A 20147-nucleotide genomic window follows, 5' to 3' on the forward strand; every position below is an offset into this window, starting at 1 on the left:
GACCCCGAGCTATTTGCGTCGATCACGGGTGAGCTTGGTCGTCAGCGCGACGAGATCGAGCTGATCGCGTCTGAGAACATCGTGTCCCGCGCCGTGATGCAGGCGCAGGGCTCTGTCATGACGAACAAATACGCCGAAGGCTATCCGGGCCGTCGCTACTACGGTGGCTGCCAGTTCGTCGACGTGGCCGAAGATCTGGCCATCGAGCGCGCCAAGCAGCTGTTCAACTGCGGCTTTGCCAACGTTCAGCCGAACTCGGGCTCGCAGGCGAACCAGGGTGTGTTTACCGCGCTGCTGCAGCCCGGCGACACCATTCTGGGCATGAGCCTTGATGCCGGTGGTCACCTGACCCACGGCGCGCGTCCGAACCAGTCGGGCAAGTGGTTCAACGCCGTGCAATACGGCGTCCGCAAGCAGGACAACCTCTTGGACTACGATCAGGTTCAGGCGCTGGCCAACGAACACAAGCCCAAGCTGATCATCGCGGGCGGTTCTGCCATTCCGCGCCAGATCGATTTCGCCAAAATGCGCGAGATCGCCGACAGCGTGGGCGCCTACCTGCACGTCGACATGGCGCACTTTGCCGGTCTGGTAGCTGCGGGCGAACACCCCAGCCCCTTCCCGCACGCGCATGTGGCCACGACCACCACGCACAAGACCCTGCGCGGTCCCCGTGGCGGTATGATCCTGACCAATGATGAAGAACTGGCTAAGAAGTTCAACTCCGCCATCTTCCCTGGCATTCAGGGCGGTCCGCTGATGCACGTGATCGCGGCCAAGGCGGTTGCGTTTGGCGAAGCGCTGCGCCCGTCGTTCAAAACCTACCAGCAGCAGGTCATCAAGAACGCGCAGGCGCTGTCTGACCAGCTGATCAAGGGCGGTCTGGACACGGTCACACACGGCACCGACACCCACGTCGTGCTGGTCGACCTGCGCCCCAAAGGCGTCAAAGGCAACGCGACCGAAAAGGCCCTGGGTCGTGCGCATATCACCTGCAACAAGAACGGCGTTCCGTTTGATCCGGAAAAACCGATGGTCACCAGCGGCATCCGTCTGGGCTCGCCCGCTGGCACCACCCGCGGCTTCGGCGAGGCCGAGTTCCGCCAGATCGCGGACTGGATCATCGAAGTGGTCGACGGCCTGCGCGAAAACGGTGAAGACGGCAACGGCGAGGTCGAAGCCAAAGTCAAAGCCGAAGTCGCCCAACTCTGCGCCAAGTTCCCGATCTACCCAAACCTCTGATCGGGTCACAAAAACACAAACAAAAAGCCCCCCAAACTAGGGGGCTTTTTTGCGATCAGATACCCAACAAAAAAACGCCGCTGCGAACAAGGCAGCGGCGTTTTTCTTAAGGCGTAAAGCGGCGTTTAAGCTGTCAGGCCCTGCGGCTCTTTCAAACCATTGGCGCGGCAGCAGGCTGTGACTGTGTTCGCCAGAAGGCACGCAATGGTCATCGGGCCGACACCACCCGGAACCGGTGTGATCGCGCCCGCAACTTCTGCACAGCTGTCATAGTGGCAGTCGCCAACTAGACGGGTCTTGCCTTCGCCTGCGTCGATGCGGTTGATGCCCACGTCGATCACAGTCGCGCCCGGTTTGATCCAGTCGCCTGTCACCATTTCAGGGCGGCCAACGGCGGCGACAACGATGTCAGCGCGTTTGACGACCTCGGTCAGGTCTTTGGTACGCGAATGCGCGATGGTCACGGTGCAGGAATCGCCCAGCAGCAGTTGCGCCATCGGTTTGCCCACGATGTTCGAACGGCCGACAACAACAGCGTTCAGACCGGACAGCGACCCGTGGTGATCACGCAGCAGCATCAGGCAGCCCAGCGGCGTGCAGGGCACCATGCTTTTCTGACCTGTGCCCAACAGACCCACGTTCGAGATGTGGAAACCGTCCACATCCTTGGCCGGATCGATCGAGTTGATGACCAACTCGCTATCCAGATGCGCAGGAAGCGGAAGCTGAACCAGAATGCCGTGGACGGCAGGATCTGCGTTCAGCTGACCAATCAGCGCCAGCAGCGCGTCTTGTGTCGTATCCGCATCCAGCTTGTGCTCGAAAGAGTTCATGCCCGCTTCGATTGTCTGTTTGCCCTTGGACCGGACGTAGACCTGACTTGCAGGGTCTTCGCCCACCAGAACAACTGCCAGACCGGGGGTGATCCCGTGCCCTTCTTTCAGCGCAGCCACTTCTTCGGCTACGCGGCCCCGCACCTTGGCGGCAAAGGCCTTTCCATCGATCACCTGAGCAGTCATTTTACTCTCCTTCACTGTCGTTCAAGACGTAGGGGAAAGGGCCTTAGAACAGGCCCTCGATATTCCCTTCGTCGTTAAGTCGGATGTTTTCCGCAGACGGCACGCGCGGCAGGCCGGGCATGGTCATGATGCCGCCGCAGATCGCGACGACGAAACCGGCACCGGCGGACAGGCGCACTTCGTTCACCGGAATGGTAAAGCCCGTGGGCGCACCGCGCTGGCTGGGATCGGTCGAGAAGCTGTACTGCGTTTTCGCCATACAGACGGGCAGGTTGCCGTAACCCTGATCTTCCCATTCCTTCAGCTGTGCACGCAGCTTGCCGTCGATTTCGGCACGATCCGCGCGGTAGATTTTGCGCGCGATGGTGTCGATCTTGTCGGCCAGCGACATGTCGTCGGGGTACAGAACCTCGAACTTGGACTGGTCGCTGTCGGCAATCTCGGCCACGCGCGTTGCCATTTCTGTCATACCGGCAGAGCCATCGGCCCAGTGTTTACACAGGATCGCTTCGGCACCCTGGCTGGCGACGTAGTCTTTGACGGCCTGCACTTCGGCATCGGTGTCACCGGCAAAGTGGTTGATGCCCACGACGACCGGTACGCCAAAGCTTTTGACGTTTTCGATGTGGCGACCAAGGTTCGGGCAGCCTGCGTTGACCGCTTCGACGTTTTCCGCACCCAGATCGGCCTTGGCCACGCCGCCGTTCATCTTCATCGCGCGGACAGTGGCGACGACGACAACACATGATGGGGCCAGACCGGCCTTGCGGCACTTGATGTTCAGGAACTTCTCGGCGCCCAGATCGGCACCAAAGCCCGCTTCGGTCACAACATAATCCGCAAGCTTCAAAGCGGTTTTCGTCGCGATAACCGAGTTACAGCCATGCGCGATGTTGGCGAACGGGCCGCCATGTACAAAGGCCGGGTTGTTTTCCAGCGTCTGCACAAGGTTCGGCTGCATCGCGTCTTTTAGCAGAACGGTCATTGCGCCGTCCGCTTTGATGTCGCGGCAGTAAACAGGGGATTTGTCGCGGCGGTAGGCAACGATCATGTCGCCCAGACGGCGCTGCAGGTCGTCCAGATCGGATGCAAGGCACAGAATCGCCATGACTTCAGAGGCCACGGTGATGTCAAAACCCGCTTCTCGCGGGAAGCCGTTTGCCACACCGCCCAAGGATGTGGTGATCTGTCGCAACGCGCGATCGTTCATGTCCAGAACACGACGCCAGACGACGCGGCGCTGGTCAATCTCAAGCTCGTTGCCCCAATAAATGTGGTTGTCGATCATCGCCGAAAGCAGGTTGTGCGCCGACGTAATTGCGTGGAAATCGCCGGTGAAATGAAGGTTCATATCCTCCATCGGAACGACCTGCGCATAGCCGCCACCGGCCGCGCCACCCTTCATCCCGAAGTTCGGCCCAAGCGATGCTTCGCGAATACAAATCGCGGCCTTTTTGCCGATCGCATTCAGGCCGTCACCAAGACCAACGGTGGTCGTTGTTTTGCCTTCGCCAGCAGGCGTCGGGTTGATCGCTGTCACAAGGATTAGCTTGCCATCAGCTTGATCTTGAACGGAATTGATGAAGTCCTGGCTAACTTTTGCCTTGTCGTGCCCATAGGGAAGAAGGTGTTCCGGAGCGATATCAAGCTTAGCGCCAATTTCCTGAATTGGGCGCTTTTTTGCTTCGCGCGCGATCTCGATATCCGTTTTAAAAGCCATAAAATTGATCCTCCCAGGGGTCGGTTTAGGCCATTAGTCACATCGGCCATGTATCTCACAATGGCAAGTTCAGTTTTCTGCCAAGCCGGGGATCATTTTATATCCAGGTGGTAGGCATTCCCTACCCGTTCCAGCGGCATCTTGGCGATCAAATACGACAGAAGTCTATGTCTGTTTGTGTGCTGTTGTATGCAGAAAATCGTTGGATTTCCGAGGGATACATTCAAAAGAAGGTGTAGACACCGGCAAAGAGAATCACCAACCTAAAGCACCGATCATGGTTTTGAGGAGGACCATGGCTGTGCAAATTAATGATGTAGCCAATAGTGTTCGCGTGTTTCTTATCGAACCGAACCCGCTCGTGGTTTCGGCTCTGAACGTCTGTTTCGCGTCTGACCAGCGGTTTGATCTGGTGGGCAGCGCGGATCAGGGTTCGGCGTTGATGAACGTGCCGGAAGGGGCGTTCGATGTGGCTGTCATTGCATGGCAGACCGCTGATCTGTCGGCGCCCGATATCCTGCGTGAATGGCGTGGTGCGAGCCGGTCGGAACCGGTGACGATCTTTTCCAACAATCGTGATCTGGGAACGGTTCGTCAGGCGGTGCGTCTGGGGGCACAAGGCTATTGCTATCAGTTCGACGACCCTTCGGTTCTGTTCGACACCATCCACGCGGTCGCGAACGGGCGAATCTGCGTGCCGTTCATCGATGTAACAACGATCAACGACACGCCTCTGGCGAACCTGACAGTGCGCGAAAGGGAATTGGTCGAAGTGTTGTCGCGCGGTTGGACCAACCAGCAGATCGCAAACCGTACAGGTATTTCGGAAAACACGGTCAAATATCACCTGAAGAATCTTTACGAAAAGCTCGGCGTTAAAAACCGCGCTATGGCGGTGGCGATCTATTCCCGCGAAATGGAAGGGTAGAGGAACCTGATCCGATTGAGCACGCTTCCGCGTGCACAGGTTTATCTCGTCCTTGGCCTTTGGCCGCGTACTCGGGTGCGCCTGTGGCTGGTGTATTTTCTTTCCAAAAATACCTTGGGTGAATTGGCCGAAGGCCAAGAGGGCAAAGCCCTTTTTCCAGAGTGATTGCATGTCACTGCATGCAGATTCCGGTAGGGCCAGATGGGTAGGGTCTTTCCCATCCCCAAGCGTATCATTCCTATCCGCGTGAGTGTTCCGCGAAAGCAAACACGGCCTCATCCTCATTCTCAGAATAAGGCTTTCGCTTTTAGGGAGGAGACCCGCATGGCCGGCTACAATCATCTATATATTCCCGGACCGACCAACGTGCCCGAACAGGTGCGCATGGCGATGAACGTGTGCATGCAGGACATGCGCGCATCCGATTTTCCGGATTTTACGCGCCCGATTTTCGATAAAATCGCGCGGCTGTTTAAGAACTCGACTGGTCGCGTTTTCATCTACCCGTCGTCCGGCACCGGTGCATGGGAAGCGGCGATCCAGAACACACTGAGCCCGGGTGATAAGGTTCTGATGAGCCGTTTCGGCCAGTTCTCGACCCTGTGGGTGGACATGGCGACGCGCTACGGTCTGGATGTTGAAGTCATCGATTGCGAATGGGGCGAGGGCGTTCCTGTCGAGAAATACGCGATGGCGTTGAAGGCGGACAAAAACCACGAGATCAAAGCCGTTTTTGCGACGCACAATGAAACTGCAACCGGCGTGACATCGGACATCAAGGGCGTCCGTGCAGCACTGGATGATGCAAACCACCCTGCGTTGCTGATGGTGGATGGTGTCTCGTCCATCGGTTCGATCGAGTTTGATCAGGATGCCTGGGGCGTCGATTGTGCGGTGTCCGGTTCCCAGAAGGGATTCATGCTACCTGCGGGTCTGGGTATACTGTCGGTATCCAAATGGGCGCTTGAGGCACACAAGACCGCCGAATACCAGCGCACGTTCTTTTCGTTCGAGGACATGATTGCCCACAACGACAATGGATATTTCCCGTATACACCCGCGACCCAGTTGCTGCACGGACTGAACACAAGCTGTGACATCCTTCTGGAAGAGGGCATCGAAAACGTCTGGGCCCGCCACAACCGTCTGGCCACTGGCGTGCGTTCAGCTGTTGATGCCTGGGGCCTGAAGCTGTGTGCCAAAGACCCCAAGTGGTACTCTGACACCGTCAGCGCGATTGTGGTTCCGGAAAACGTTGATGCGCGTCACGTTATCTCCCGTGCCTACGATGTCTACAACACGTCGCTGGGTTCCGGTCTGGCCAAGCTGATGGGCAAGGTCTTCCGGATCGGCCATTTGGGCTGGATGAACGAAGGCATGGTCACCACCGCCCTGTCTGTTGCCGAGATGTCGATGATCGACGTGGGCATGGATATCGAGGCCGGTTCCGGTGTGGCCGCAGCCATCCGTCATTTCACCGATACATCTGTCCAGACGGGCACGAAGGCAGCCGCGTAAGCGGCGCCTTGGAAATTCCGAATAGAAAGTAAGACTATGAGCCACACAGTACACGGCATGCGCCGCACACGCCTTCAGCGTTCTACCTTGGCCGTTCCGGCATCGAACCCGTCGATGGTTGAAAAGGCCGCAGATAGCGCAGCAGACGTTGTGTTTCTTGACCTTGAGGATGCAGTTGCACCCAACGACAAGGAACAGGCCCGCAAGAACGCCATCCAGTTACTGAATGACATCGACTGGAAGGGCAAAAACAAGATCACCAGCGTTCGCATCAACGGTCTGGATACCCATTACATGTATCGCGACGTTGTGGATGTGCTTGAGCAGGCAGGACAGAACCTTGATATCGTTCTGATCCCCAAAGTCGGTCTTCCGCAGGACGTCTATATGGTCGAGGCGATGATCAACCAGATCGAGATGGCCAAAGGCTTCACCCACAAGATCGGGATCGAGGCGTTGATCGAAACGCCGCTGGGCATGGCCAATGTCGAAGCCATCGCTGCCGCGCCGTCGCGCCTTGAAGCGATGCACTTTGGCGTTGCCGATTACGCAGCCTTCCACAAGGCCCGCACTGTGAACATCGGTGGTCTGAACCCGAACTATCCGGGTGACCAGTGGCACGCTGCCCTGTCGCGTATGACAACCGCCTGCCGTGCCTACGGCATCCGTCCCATCGACGGCCCGTTTGGCGACTTCTCGGATCCGGAAGGCTTCCGTGCTGCGTGTAAGCGTGGTGCAGCGCTGGGCATCGAAGGCAAGTGGGCGATCCACCCCAGCCAGATCGAATTGGCGAACGACGAATATTCGCCGACCGACGACGAAGTGCAGCGCGCCGAACGCATTCTGGTGGCGCTGGAAGAGGCTGCCGCGCAGGGCAAAGGCGCCGCCAGCCTTGATGGCAAAATGATCGACGCCGCATCCGAAAAAATGGCCAAGAACGTTCTGGCTGTTCAGGAAGTGCTGCGTGCACGCGCCGCGTAAGGGAGGACAGCATGGATATTCATGAATATCAGGCCAAAGAACTTTTGGCGACGCAGGGCATCCGTATGCCGCGTGGTGGCTTGGCGTATAGCCCCGAACAGGCGGCATACCGTGCAACGGAAATCGGTGGCGAGGCTTGGGTCGTAAAGGCCCAAATCCACTCCGGCGCCCGTGGTAAGGCCGGCGGCATCATTCTTTGCCGGTCAGAGAAAGAGGTCGAGGAAGCCGCTGAAAAGCTGTTGGGCTGCCGTCTGGTGACGCATCAGACAGGCCCGCAGGGCAAGCTGGTGAACCGCCTATACATCGAGGAAACCGTTCCGATCGAACGCGAAATCTATTTGGGGTTCGTTCTGGACCGCAAAGAAGAGCGGATCATGATCGTGGCCTCGGGCTCAGGCGGGATGGAGATCGAAGAGATCGCCGAAAAAGAACCCGACAGCCTTGTGCGCCAGACGGTCGATCCGGGTCTTGGCATGCAGGAATTCCAAGCGCGCGAGATTGCGTTTGGTCTGGGCCTTGAGGGCAAACTCATCGGCAAGGCTGTCCGCACCATCATGGGCTGCTACCGTGTGTTCCGCGACTTCGACGCATCCATGCTGGAAATCAACCCGCTGGTCGTCGCGAATGACGAAGTCTATGCGCTGGACTGCAAGATGTCGTTTGACGAAAACGCCACCTTCCGCCGCCCCGAAATCATGGAACTACGCGACAAAAGCCAGGAAGATCCGCGCGAAACATTCGCGTCGGATCGTGGCCTGTCCTACGTCGGTCTGGATGGCGAAATCGGCTGCATCATCAACGGTGCGGGCCTCGCTATGGCGACGCTCGATATGATCAAGATCGCGGGCGGCGAGCCTGCCAACTTCCTTGATATCGGCGGCGGTGCCAGCCCTGAACGCGTGGCGAAATCCTTCCGTGCGGTTCTGCAGGACAAAAACGTCAAGGTGATCCTTGTGAACATCTTTGCGGGCATCAACCGCTGTGACTGGGTCGCCGAAGGTGTTGCCAAAGCACTGGAAGAGGTTGGCGTGGACGTGCCGCTGGTGGTGCGTCTGTCGGGCACGAAGGTGGAAGAAGGCAAAAAGATTCTTGCCGAAAAAGCACCCACAGTGATCGTGGCCGATACCTTGGCCGAAGCTGCCGAATACTCGGTCGCTGAATGGAAAAAAGCCACGAAAGCAGCGGCGTAAGGAGGCCCCACAATGTCAATTCTTTTGAACAAGAACACCAAGGTTCTGGTGCAGGGCTTTACCGGTAAGATCGGTACGTTCCACGCGCAGGAAATGATGGATTACGGCACCAATGTTGTCGGCGGCGTGACGCCCGGCAAAGGTGGTGCGATGCATCTGGGTAAACCGGTTTTCAACACCGTGCGCGGCGCGGTGCAGGAAACAGGGGCCGAGGCGTCCATCGTCTTTGTTCCGCCACCCTTCGCGGCGGATTCGATCATGGAAGCTGCCGATGCGGGCATCAAATATTGCGTCTGCATCACCGACGGTATCCCCGCACAGGACATGATGCGCGTAAAACGCTACATGCGCCGCTACAAGAAAGAGGATCGCATGATCCTGACCGGTCCCAACTGTGCCGGTTCCATCACCCCCGGCGAAGCGATGATGGGCATTATGCCCGGTCACATCTACATGCCGGGCCGTGTGGGCATCGTGGGCCGTTCCGGTACGCTGGGCTATGAGGCCGCAAGCCAGATGAAGGCGCGTGGCATCGGTGTGTCCACATCTATCGGCATCGGTGGTGACCCGATCAACGGTTTCTCGTTCCGTGACTGCCTTGAACTGTTCAACAACGATCCCGACACGGATGCGGTTGTGATGATCGGTGAAATCGGTGGCCCGCAAGAGGCCGAGGCCGCTGAATGGGCGCGTGACAACATGAAAAAGCCGTTGATGGCCTATGTTGCTGGTCTGTCTGCGCCCAAGGGTAAGCGCATGGGCCACGCGGGTGCGATCGTGTCTGCCTTTGGCGAGTCCGCTCAGGAAAAGGTTGAGATCATCCGCGAAGCGGGTCACACAATTGTCCCGAACCCAGCGGCGTTCGGCGAGATCGTCGAAGCTGTGCTGACCGGAAAGAAAGTAGCAGCCTGAGATGGTAAAGAAAAAAGTCCTCGTGACTAGAAAATGGCCCGCGTCAGTCGAAGCCCGACTGGCGCGGGACTACGAGGTCACGCTGAATGACACCGACACGCCTATGACGCCTGAAGAAATCGGTGCGGCGCTGAATGAATACGATGCGATTTGTCCGACTGTATCCGACAAACTGCCTGCGTCGATTTTCACCGGCGAACACAAGGCGCAGATCATCGGAAACTTCGGCGTTGGCTATAACCACATCGACATTGCGGCGGCACACGCGGCCGGTCTGACCATTACAAACACACCCGGCTGTCTGACCGACTGCACCGCCGACATTGCAATCACTTTGATGCTGATGCTGGCTCGTCGTGCGGGCGAAGGTGAGCGTGAGGTTCGGTCCGGCAACTGGACAGGCTGGCGTCCGACCCATCTGATGGGCACGCGTCTGCGTGGCAAAACGCTGGGTATCATTGGCATGGGCAGGATCGGTATTGCCACGGCGCAGCGGGCGCAGGCCGCGTTCGGCATGCACGTGGTGTATTACAACCGATCCACCGTGTCGCAGGACGCAATGGGCGCGCTTGAGGCGACGGCGCTGGACAGCATCGATGCGGTGTTGAAAGCGTCTGATGTCGTGTCTCTGCACATGCCCGGCGGCGGCGCGAACAGCAAAATGATCGATGCGGAAAAACTGCGTCTATTGGGACCAAAGGCCATGTTGATCAATACGGCCCGAGGCGATGTAATCGACCAAGACGCTTTGATCCATGCATTGCAAAATGGACAAATCGCAGGTGCCGGTCTGGATGTGTTCGACGGCGAACCCAACGTACCAGAGGCCCTGATGTCCATGGAGAACGTCGTTCTTCTGCCGCACCTTGGCAGTGCTACGACGGAAACGCGCGAAGATATGGGCAACATGGTTGCCGACAATCTTGATGCGTTCTTTGCGGGTCGTGACGTTCCGAATCCAGTGGCTTGATGCCTATCTATCAAGCCGCCCCATGCGCCGCCGGCACTCCCACTGGCGGCGCTTTTCTTTTGTCAGACGGTTTCGCTTTGGCCGTCATTGATGAACTTGCGGCAGCGCGCGATCACGAAATCTGAAAACACAATGACTTTGGGGTCCTTCTGGCGCCGCGACGGGAGAAGGCAGGCCATCTGGATTTTCGTCGGCGGCGATGCCTCGGCCACAGGCACCAGCGCGCCGGATGCAAGGTGGTGGGCAATCTCGAACCGTGGCTTCATCACGATCCCAGCGCCCGCCAAGGCCCAATCGGTCAGAACATCGCCGTCGTCGGATTCCAGCGGCCCGCGAATGGCAAAGCGTTTCGGCCCGTTGGTGGTCTCCAACGTCCACTGGAATTCCTGCGCACCAGGAAAGCGAAGGTTCAGGCAATCGTGGTTGTCGCGGATCAGCGCCTCACCATCTGCCGGATTGCCGCGTTTGGCGATGTAGTCCGGCGACGCGGCCAGCACGCGGGGCACATCGGCGACCACGCGCACCTTCAGATCGCTGTCTTGTAGAACTCCCAGATGAAACGCCATGTCCAAGCCTTCGCTGGCCACGTCGACCACGCGGTCTGACAGACGCAGGCGCACGTCGATGTCAGGATAGCTTTTCCGGAATTCAGGCAGCAACGGCGCAATCAGACGACGACCCAGCCCCAAGGGCGCCGACACGAACAACGTGCCGCGCGGGCTTTGGGCCGCTTCCATGACGCGCGCCTCGGCGCTGGAAATCGCATCAAGAATGCCCAAGGCACCATCGTAAAACAAACGCCCGTGTTCCGTGGGCTTCAAAGACCGCGTTGTCCGGTTGAACAGGCGCACGCCCAGATGCTTTTCCAGCTCGGCAATACGGGCCGAAGCCACCGCTGGCGAACAGCGCTGATCGCGGGCGGCGGCGCTCATGCTGCCTAATTCATAGACGCGCGTGAACATCCTGACGTTGGTGACATAGGCCATGGTGATTTTCTTGCTGACATTGAAGCTGTTCCGTCATTTCAAGGATTAACAAGGAAGTCGCGCAGCGTATAGCCTTGGACGAAGACGGTAAGGAGACCAGAATGTATGATCTCGCGGCCATGGGGGCCTGGCTCGAATTCGCGGTGCGTTGGCTGCACGTGATCACGGCGATCGCGTGGATTGGGTCGTCTTTCTACTTCATTGCCTTGGATCTGGGTCTGCACCGTGATCGCAATCTGGCCTCTGGCGCGGATGGCGAAGAATGGCAGGTACATGGTGGTGGATTCTACCATATCCAGAAATATCTGGTCGCGCCCAAGTCGATGCCCTCTGATCTTGTGTGGTTCAAATGGGAAAGCTACGCGACATGGCTGTCCGGTTTCGCGCTATTAGCGGTGGTCTATTATTTTGGGGCCGAGTTCTACTTAATCGACCCTAACGTTGCCGAACTTGCCACTTGGCAGGCGGTTGGCTTGTCGTTCGGATCGCTCGTCATTGGCTGGGTTATCTACGACCAGCTGTGCAAATCGCCCTTGGGCGACAGCCCGACCGTTCTGATGGTTTTGCTATTCGTTGTGCTGGTCGTGATGGCGTGGGGCTATACGCAGGTGTTCACAGGTCGCGCGGCTCTGCTGCACCTTGGGGCCTTCACGGCGACGATCATGACGGCCAACGTTGCCCACATCATCATTCCGAACCAAAAAATCGTTGTTGCCGACCTGATCGCGGGGCGCACGCCAGATGCGAAGTACGGCAAGATTGCCAAGCTGCGGTCGACCCACAACAACTATCTCACGCTGCCGGTGATCTTCCTGATGCTGTCCAACCACTACCCGTTGGCCTTTGCATCCGAATACAACTGGATAATCGCCAGCCTTGTGTTCCTGATGGGCGTCACGATCCGGCATTTCTTTAACACCATGCATGCCCGCAAAGGTCGTCCGTGGTGGACGTGGCCGGTGACGGCGGTGATCTTCCTGATCATCATGTGGCTGTCCACTGCGCCCTTGTTCAAAGCCGACAACGAACAGGTCAGCGCTGGTGTCGCCCGCTTTGCCGAAGCCGAAGGGTTTGAGCATGTGCAGGATATCGTGCTGGGGCGCTGTTCCATGTGTCATGCCGCCGAACCTGTTTGGCCGGGGCTGCTTTGGGCGCCCAAGAATGTGCGTCTGGAAACATCGGCCGACATCGCAGTGAACGCGCAGGCGATCTATCTTCAGGCCGGTATCAGCCATGCCATGCCGCCCTCAAATCTGACCTATGTCGAAGAAAAAGAACGGGCCGCCATTCGCGCATGGTACGCCGCTGCCACGGGCGGGGCTGACAGTTAAACCAGCCCAAACCGCAGCTTTCAGAATCGCGATCTGTCTGCTAGGTTTCGTGGTATGAACAGCCACACCCCCAATATGCGCCCTGTAATCCGCCAGCTTGACGATGCTGCTATCAACCGTATCGCGGCGGGCGAGGTGGTTGAACGCCCTGCCTCTGCGGTTAAGGAGTTGGTGGAAAATGCCATCGACGCAGGTGCGCGGCGGATTGCGATTGATATCGCCGACGGGGGCAAAACGCTGATCCGCGTCACGGATGATGGTTGGGGCATCCCCGAGGATGAACTGCCGCTGGCCCTGTCCCGCCATGCCACATCCAAGATCGACGGCTCGGACCTGCTGAATATCCACTCCTTCGGCTTCCGAGGCGAGGCGCTGCCTTCGCTGGGCGCTGTTGGTCGTCTGACCGTCCAAAGCCGCGTGTCCGGTGCAGAAGGATGCGAACTGTCGGTGTCTGGGGGGCGGCTTGATCCGGTCAAACCGGCGGCGATCAACACCGGCACCATCGTCACGCTGCGTGATCTGTTCTTTGCCACGCCCGCGCGTCTGAAATTCCTGCGCACGGATCGGGCCGAGATGCAGGCGATCAGCGATGTGGTGAAACGTCTGGCTATGGCAGAACCCTCGGTCGGGTTTACCCTGCGCGATGTGTCGGGCGGTGGTGAAGGCCGCGTGACCTTCCGTGCTGATGCTGTCACGGGTGATTTGTTCGATGCCCTGCGGGGTCGTCTTGGACAGGTGATGGGCGCTGAATTTGTCGATAACGCCATCGCCGTTGATGCCGAACGCGAAGGGTTTCGCCTGACGGGCTATGCGGGTCTGCCGACCTATTCGCGCGGGTCCGCCGTGGCGCAGCATTTGTTCGTCAATGGCCGTCCTGTGCGCGACAAGCTACTGATCGGCGCGTTGAGAGGCGCGTATGCCGACTTCCTCAGCCGTGATCGTCATCCTGCCGTGGCCCTGTTCGTCGATTGCGCGCCCGACAAGGTCGATGTGAACGTTCACCCCGCCAAATCCGAGGTCCGCTTCCGTGATCCCGGTCTGGTGCGTGGCCTGATCGTGTCCGCGCTGCGCCATGCTTTGGCGGATGCGGGTCATCGTGCCTCGACCACCGTTGCGGGTGCCACGCTTGGCGCGATGCGGCCCGAGCCGATGCAAAGCCAGCCGCGCATTTATCAGATGGATCGCCCGTCGCCGATGGCCCGCGCCGCCAGCTATGCCGCACAAGCCCCCGGTTTTGCCGAAATGAAGAACCAGTATTCGGGCCGCGTCGAGCCGGTGATCGAAACACCCGAACCGGTCGCGCAGGCCGAGCCTGTTGAACATCGCCCCCTTGGTGCCGCGCGGGGGCAGGTGCATGAAAATTACATCATCGCCCAGACGCAGGACGGCATGGTGATCGTTGATCAGCACGCCGCGCACGAACGTCTGGTTTATGAAAAGCTGAAAAAGCAGATGGCTGAGAACGGTGTCGCTGCTCAGGCCCTGTTGATCCCTGAAGTGATCGAGCTTTCGGCGGATGATCAGAACCAGCTTCTTGAAATTGCCGATGATCTGTCGCGTATGGGTCTGACCATCGAACCTTTCGGCGGCGGTGCGATTGCTGTGCGCGAAACCCCTGCTATTCTGGGCGAGGTGAACGCCGAAAAGCTGCTGCGCGATGTGTTGGATGAACTGGCGGATTTCGGTGGGTCCAAGCTTGTTCAGGAAAAGATCGAGGCGATCCTGTCCCGCGTCGCTTGCCACGGCTCGATCCGTTCTGGCCGCTGGATGCGCGCCGAGGAAATGAACGCCCTTCTGCGCGAGATGGAGGCGACGCCCCATTCCGGCCAGTGCAACCATGGTCGCCCGACCTATGTTGAACTGAAGCTGGCAGACATCGAACGGCTGTTCGGCCGCACATGATCCAGATCGGAGAGCTTCAGATCAATCTGTCTGATCCGGTGGTGCTGGCTGTTCTGGCGGGTGCGGGTCTGGTTCTGTTGATGCTGTTCCTGACAATGCGCGCTGCAGGGCGGTCGGCCAAGCTGATGCATCCGATGGCGTCGCAGATGATGCAGTTGGGTCAGCGGGTTCAAAGCCTGTCGGACGGGCAGGAACGGCTTGCTGGTGGTCTTCACCACGTGTCCGAGGCGCAGGCGCAAAGCCAGACCGCCATGCTGCAACTGATGGAGCAGCGTTTGTCCGAAGTTCAGGAACGCATGAACGTGAACCTGCATGGATCGGCGCGTCGCACGGCTCAGTCCTTGGGTGAATTGCAGCAGCGTCTGACTGCAATCGATAAGGCGCAGGAAAACATCACCAAGCTGTCGGGCGATGTGCTTTCGCTGCAGGACATCCTGTCGAATAAACAAACGCGTGGGGCCTTTGGGGAAATTCAACTGCGCGATATCGTGTCCAAGGCGCTGCCGTCAGACAGTTATAAACTGCAGGCGACCCTGTCGAACGGGAAGCGGGCGGATTGTCTGATCGATCTGCCCAATCCGCCGGGATCTATTGTGATCGACAGCAAGTTTCCGTTGGAGGCCTACGAACAGCTGCGCGCGGCTGAGACGCAGGAGCAGTTGAACCGCGCGGCGCAGATGCTGCGGTTGTCGGTGCGCAAGCACATCAAGGACATCAAGGATAAGTACATCATCGAGGGCGAGACGGCAGACTCTGCGCTGATGTTCCTGCCGTCCGAGGCGGTTTATGCCGAACTGCACGCGAACTTTCCCGAACTGGTGCGCGACGGTTTTGATGCCCGTGTCTGGATCGTGTCGCCGACGACCTGCATGGCCACGCTGAACACCATGCGGGCGATCCTGAAGGATGCGCGGATGCGGGAACAGGCCGGTGCGATCCGTCGCGAGCTGTCGTTGCTTTATGCGGATGTGGATCGTCTTGGGTCGCGTGTCGAAAATTTGGACCGTCATTTTGGTCAGGCCGCCAAGGACGTGGCCGAGATCAAGATCAGCGCCGACAAAGCGAGTCGCCGCGCCCGCCGGTTGGACAATTTCGATTTCGAAGAATTGGCCGAACCTGACGCCAAGGCTGCAATCAACACTCTGATTCAGAGAAAATAACGCTACAGTCGCTTCACACGTTGTGCACACGCCGGTCTGGCGTGTGTTTTGGAACTTTTTGTCGCGCGAAAAGTTTTTTCAATGATATGAATGAAATGCCGAATAATGTTTAGCGTTAAACAATATTGAGCTATGCATTTGACGCATAGAAGCTACTCAGCTATGCCCCTGCCTCAGGGGTGAGCAGAATGTTATCGGTATTTCCGAAGATTCTCAGGAGGAGGGGATCGCGCTTCCGGCGATGTATCACTTTTTTCAACGAGAGCATTAGTGGGTTTTTCGATAATAGTTTATCGCTGAACTATATGGCGAGGGGCTCGCCAAAAAGGGAAGAGGGCCAATGACAGACAGCCAAAACGACATCGACGCGGTCGAATCCCAAGAGTGGATGGAAGCGATCGAGGACGTGATCCAGCGCGACGGTCCGAACCGCGCGCATTTTCTTTTGGACAAAGCAGTACAACAGGCACGCGCAGCAGGCGCGAACCTGCCGTTCTCTGCGACGACGCCGTACCAGAACACCATCTCGCCCGATGACGAGGTCGAGATGCCTGGCGACAACGAGATGGAATGGCGCATCCGCACCATCAACCGTTGGAACGCGATGGCGACAGTTGTGAAGCGCAACAAAGTGTCTTCCGAATACGGCGGCCACATCGCGTCCTTCGCGTCTGCGGCTTCAATGTATGATGTCGGTCTGAACCATTTCTGGCGGTCCAAGTCGGCCATTCACGGCGGCGATCTGGTGTTCTTCCAAGGCCACGTCGTTCCCGGTATCTACGCGCGTTCCTTTATGGAAGGCCGTATCAGTCAGGAAGAACTTGAAAACTTCCGCTCTGAGGTCGCAGGTGGCGGTCTGTCGTCTTACCCGCACCCTTGGTTGATGCCGAATTATTGGCAGTTCCCGACGGTTTCGATGGGCCTTGGCCCGCTGATGGCGATCTACCAAGCGCGCTTCATGAAATACATGGAGAACCGTGGCCTGATCGAAAAGTCCGACCGCAAGGTCTGGGCCTTCCTTGGCGACGGCGAAATGGACGAACCCGAAAGCCTTGGTGCGATCCATCTGGCGGCGCGCGAAGGTCTGGATAACCTGATCTTCGTTGTGAACTGCAACCTGCAGCGCCTTGATGGTCCGGTTCGCGGCAACGGCAAGATCGTTCAGGAACTGGAAGGCAACTTCCGTGGCTCCGGCTGGGATGTGATCAAGCTTCTTTGGGGCAAAGGCTGGGACGAACTGCTGGAGAACGACACGTCTGGTAAACTGCGCCAGTTGATGGATGAAACCATCGACGGTGACTACCAGACATTCAAATCCAAAGACGGCGCGTACATCCGCGAACATTTCTTTGGTAAATACCCCGAGACTGCCGAGCTGGTCAAAGACTGGACCGACGATCAGATCTGGGCACTGCGCCGTGGTGGCCACGATCCCAAAAAGGTCTACAACGCGTTCAAGCGCGCGACCGAGGCCAAGGGTCAGCCGACCGTTCTTCTGGTCAAAACCGTCAAAGGTTATGGCATGGGTACCGCTGGCGAAGGCCAGAACACCACGCACCAGCAGAAGAAAATGCAATTCGACCAGCTTAAGGCGATGCGCGACCGGTTCCGGATTCCTGTGACCGACGAAGAGCTGGAAAAGGACATTCCGTTCGTCAGCCTGAACAACGCGCAAAAAGCCTATCTGGCGGATCGCCGCAAAGATCTGGGTGGTGCGTTCCCCGTCCGGAACACCGAAGCACCCAAGCTTGAAATCCCTAAACTGGACGCCTTCAAGGGCCAATTGGAAAGCACGGGCGACCGCGAGATTTCCACCACAATGGCGTTTGTTCGTATTCTGACCACGCTGCTGCGTGACAAGAAGGTCGGCAAACAGGTGGTTCCGATTGTGCCGGACGAAAGCCGCACCTTCGGTATGGAAGGTCTGTTCCGTTCGGTGGGCATCTATAACCCGCTGGGTCAGAACTATACCCCCGAAGACCGCGACCAGATGATGTTCTACAAAGAAGCCATCACAGGTCAGGTTCTGCAGGAAGGCATCAACGAAGCGGGCGCGATGGCCGACTGGATCGCTGCGGCGACATCCTATTCGAACCACGGCGTTCCGATGATCCCGTTCTACATCTACTATTCGATGTTCGGCTTCCAGCGGATCGGCGATCTGGCATGGGCCGCAGGCGACAGCCGTGCACGTGGCTTTATGCTGGGCGGTACTGCGGGCCGGACCACGCTGAACGGCGAAGGTTTGCAGCACGAAGATGGTCACAGCCACATTCTGGCGGGCACCATTCCGAACTGCATCAGCTATGACCCGACCTTCAGCTACGAGGTTGCGGTGATCGTACAGCACGGCCTTCAGCGTATGTTCGTCGATCAGGAAGACGTGTTCTTCTACCTGACGCTGATGAACGAAAACTATCAGCATCCCGAAATGCCGATGGGCGCGGAAGAAGGCATCATCAAGGGTATCTACCGCCTGCAAAAGACAGCCAAACCGGCCAAGAAGCACGTCAACCTGATCGGCTCTGGCACAATCCTTGTGCAGGCAATCAAAGCGGCGGAAATGCTGAAGGCAGACTTTGGCGTCACATCCGACATCTGGTCGGCCACGTCGTTCAACGAACTGGCCCGCGACTGTCAGGATGCGGCACGCCACAACCGTCTGAACCCGCTTGGCGAAGAAAAAGTGCCCTACATCGCGAAAGCGCTGAAAGGTGCCAAAGGTCCGTTTATTGCGGCGACAGACTACATGAAGAACTACGCGGAACAGGTTCGTGCCTGTGTCCCCGGGCGTTACACCGTGCTGGGCACCGACGGTTTCGGCCGCTCGGACAGCCGTGTGAACCTGCGCCGGTTCTTCGAGGTCGACGCAAATCACATCGCGGCTGCCGCGATGGTGGATCTCTATCGTGAAGGCGTCGTGTCCGAGAAGGACCTGCAAGCCGCCCTGAAAAAATATGACATCGACGGCAACAAGCCGAACCCGCGCCTGAGCTGATCGCGGACCCGAGGAGACATTTGATATGACAACCGAAGTTAAAGTTCCCGATATCGGCGATTTCAAAGACGTACCCGTCGTGACCATTCTGGTCAGCGTGGGTGATACCGTGGCCGAAGAAGACCCGCTGATCGAACTGGAAAGCGACAAGGCGACGATGGAAGTTCCGTCCAGCCACGCCGGTACGATCAAAGAGATCAAGGTTGTCGAGGGCGACAACGTTTCCCAAGGCGATGTGATCATGATCATCGACGCGACAGACGCAGGCGCAGCCAAGGAAGAACCCAAAGCCGAAGCACCCGCGGCGGCTGCACCCGCCCCTGCGGCGGCCTCTGCACCGGCCCCCGCCGCTGCGGCGCCCGTCACGGATGCCGGTTTCTCGAAGGTTCACGCGTCCCCGTCGGTACGTGCATTTGCCCGTCGTGTGGAAATTGATCTGGCGTCGGTCAACGGTTCTGGCCGTAAGGGCCGAATCTTGCGTGAAGACGTGGAGAAAGCCCTCAAATCGCAAGCGGCCCCTGCTGGTGGCAGCGCCTCCGCACAGGGCGGCATGGGTATCCCACCGATCCCCGCTGTCGATTTCTCGAAATTCGGCCCCGTCGAAGATGTGGACATGAGCCGCATCAAAAAGATCTCGGGTCCTGCGCTGCACCGGTCGTGGCTGAACATCCCGCATGTCACCCACAACGAAGAAGCCGACATCACAGAACTGGACAAGTACCGCAAGGAGCTGGACACCGAAGCCAAGGCCGAAGGTTACCGCGTGACCCTGCTGTCCTTCGTGATCAAAGCATCGGTTTCCGCGCTGAAAAAGCACTGGGAATTCAACTCGTCCATCCACCCTGATGGCGACAAGCTGATCAAGAAAAGCTACTACAACATCGGCTTTGCGGCTGACACGCCCAACGGTCTGGTTGTTCCTGTCATCAAGGATGCGGATCGCAAAGGCATCGTCGAGATTTCCAAGGAACTGGGTGAACTGTCCGCCGCTGCCCGCGATGGTAAGCTGAAAGGCGACCAGATGCAGGGCGCGACCTTTACGATTTCGTCCTTGGGCGGCATCGGTGGCACCAGCTTTACCCCCATCGTCAACGCACCCGAGGTCGCGATCCTTGGTCTGACACGGTCCAAAATGGCGCCGGTTTGGGATGGCGAACAGTTCGTGCCGCGCAACATGCTGCCGATGTCGCTGTCTTATGATCACCGTGCAATCGACGGCGCACTGGCGGCCCGTTTCGCAGCCCACCTGAAATACCTGCTGGCCGATGCGCGCCGGTTGATGCTGTAAGG

The 20147-nt window shown here is 58.3% G+C and carries 15 protein-coding genes; 12 read left to right on the forward strand and 3 right to left on the reverse strand.

Translation table 11 applies throughout. The features are described 5' to 3' along the window. Positions 1-1242, forward strand: a 1242-nt coding sequence (gene glyA / locus AC4FIA_RS16685; RefSeq protein WP_490366781.1) for a serine hydroxymethyltransferase, incomplete at its 5' end; no start/stop codon positions are given. A gap of 125 nt (positions 1243-1367) precedes the next feature. Here glyA and folD read toward each other — a convergent pair. Both folD and AC4FIA_RS16695 read right to left on the reverse strand, forming a co-directional pair. Further along, a complete protein-coding gene (folD, locus tag AC4FIA_RS16690) occupies positions 1368-2261 on the reverse strand; it encodes a bifunctional methylenetetrahydrofolate dehydrogenase/methenyltetrahydrofolate cyclohydrolase FolD (protein WP_103911992.1) in 894 nt (297 codons plus the stop codon). A gap of 43 nt (positions 2262-2304) precedes the next feature. Continuing rightward, entirely contained in the window at positions 2305-3981 is a 1677-nt protein-coding gene (locus AC4FIA_RS16695; protein ID WP_490366782.1) for a formate--tetrahydrofolate ligase, read from the reverse strand. 295 nt (positions 3982-4276) lie between these two features. Between AC4FIA_RS16695 and AC4FIA_RS16700 the strand changes: the two genes are divergently transcribed. The 6 genes from AC4FIA_RS16700 to AC4FIA_RS16725 all read left to right on the forward strand — a co-directional run bounded on the left by AC4FIA_RS16700 (position 4277) and on the right by AC4FIA_RS16725 (position 10480). Then, positions 4277-4909, forward strand: coding sequence for a response regulator transcription factor (locus AC4FIA_RS16700; protein WP_490366783.1), 633 nt, complete (start codon positions 4277-4279; stop codon positions 4907-4909). A 324-nt stretch (positions 4910-5233) separates the two neighbouring features. Beyond that, complete coding sequence (locus AC4FIA_RS16705) at positions 5234-6427, forward strand: aminotransferase class V-fold PLP-dependent enzyme (protein ID WP_103911989.1); 1194 nt, start codon at positions 5234-5236, stop codon at positions 6425-6427. Between the two features lie 36 nt (positions 6428-6463). Continuing rightward, entirely contained in the window at positions 6464-7408 is a 945-nt protein-coding gene (locus AC4FIA_RS16710; RefSeq protein ID WP_103911988.1) for an HpcH/HpaI aldolase/citrate lyase family protein, read from the forward strand. An 11-nt stretch (positions 7409-7419) separates the two neighbouring features. Then, a complete protein-coding gene (locus AC4FIA_RS16715) occupies positions 7420-8598 on the forward strand; it encodes a malate--CoA ligase subunit beta (RefSeq protein ID WP_287476458.1) in 1179 nt (392 codons plus the stop codon). A 12-nt stretch (positions 8599-8610) separates the two neighbouring features. Next, positions 8611-9510, forward strand: coding sequence for a succinate--CoA ligase subunit alpha (gene sucD / locus AC4FIA_RS16720; protein WP_287476459.1), 900 nt, complete (start codon positions 8611-8613; stop codon positions 9508-9510). A 1-nt stretch (position 9511) separates the two neighbouring features. Continuing rightward, complete coding sequence (locus AC4FIA_RS16725) at positions 9512-10480, forward strand: 2-hydroxyacid dehydrogenase (protein ID WP_490366784.1); 969 nt, start codon at positions 9512-9514, stop codon at positions 10478-10480. A gap of 62 nt (positions 10481-10542) precedes the next feature. Here the strand turns inward: AC4FIA_RS16725 and AC4FIA_RS16730 are convergent, their stop codons facing one another. After that, complete coding sequence (locus AC4FIA_RS16730; protein ID WP_490366785.1) at positions 10543-11466, reverse strand: LysR family transcriptional regulator; 924 nt, start codon at positions 11464-11466, stop codon at positions 10543-10545. Between the two features lie 101 nt (positions 11467-11567). Between AC4FIA_RS16730 and AC4FIA_RS16735 the strand changes: the two genes are divergently transcribed. From AC4FIA_RS16735 to aceF, 5 genes are all read left to right on the forward strand, one after another. Then, the gene (locus AC4FIA_RS16735) at positions 11568-12797 is read left to right on the forward strand and encodes a urate hydroxylase PuuD (protein ID WP_490366786.1); all 1230 of its coding nucleotides are present in this window, start codon (positions 11568-11570) and stop codon (positions 12795-12797) included. Positions 12798-12851: 54 nt separating this feature from the next. Further along, complete coding sequence (mutL, locus tag AC4FIA_RS16740) at positions 12852-14699, forward strand: DNA mismatch repair endonuclease MutL (protein WP_490366787.1); 1848 nt, start codon at positions 12852-12854, stop codon at positions 14697-14699. Next, on the forward strand, positions 14696-15859 hold the full coding sequence (locus AC4FIA_RS16745) for a DNA recombination protein RmuC (protein WP_490366788.1): 1164 nt from the start codon (positions 14696-14698) through the stop codon (positions 15857-15859). Before mutL ends, AC4FIA_RS16745 begins: the two co-directional genes overlap by 4 nt. Before the next feature lie 340 nt (positions 15860-16199). Continuing rightward, positions 16200-18857: a pyruvate dehydrogenase (acetyl-transferring), homodimeric type gene (gene aceE / locus AC4FIA_RS16750; RefSeq protein WP_103911980.1), complete on the forward strand. Its 2658-nt coding sequence runs from the start codon at positions 16200-16202 to the stop codon at positions 18855-18857. Between the two features lie 25 nt (positions 18858-18882). Continuing rightward, on the forward strand, positions 18883-20145 hold the full coding sequence (gene aceF / locus AC4FIA_RS16755) for a dihydrolipoyllysine-residue acetyltransferase (RefSeq protein ID WP_490366789.1): 1263 nt from the start codon (positions 18883-18885) through the stop codon (positions 20143-20145). The last annotated feature ends 2 nt before the right edge of the window (positions 20146-20147 follow it).

This window comes from Thalassococcus sp. (assembly GCF_982780845.1).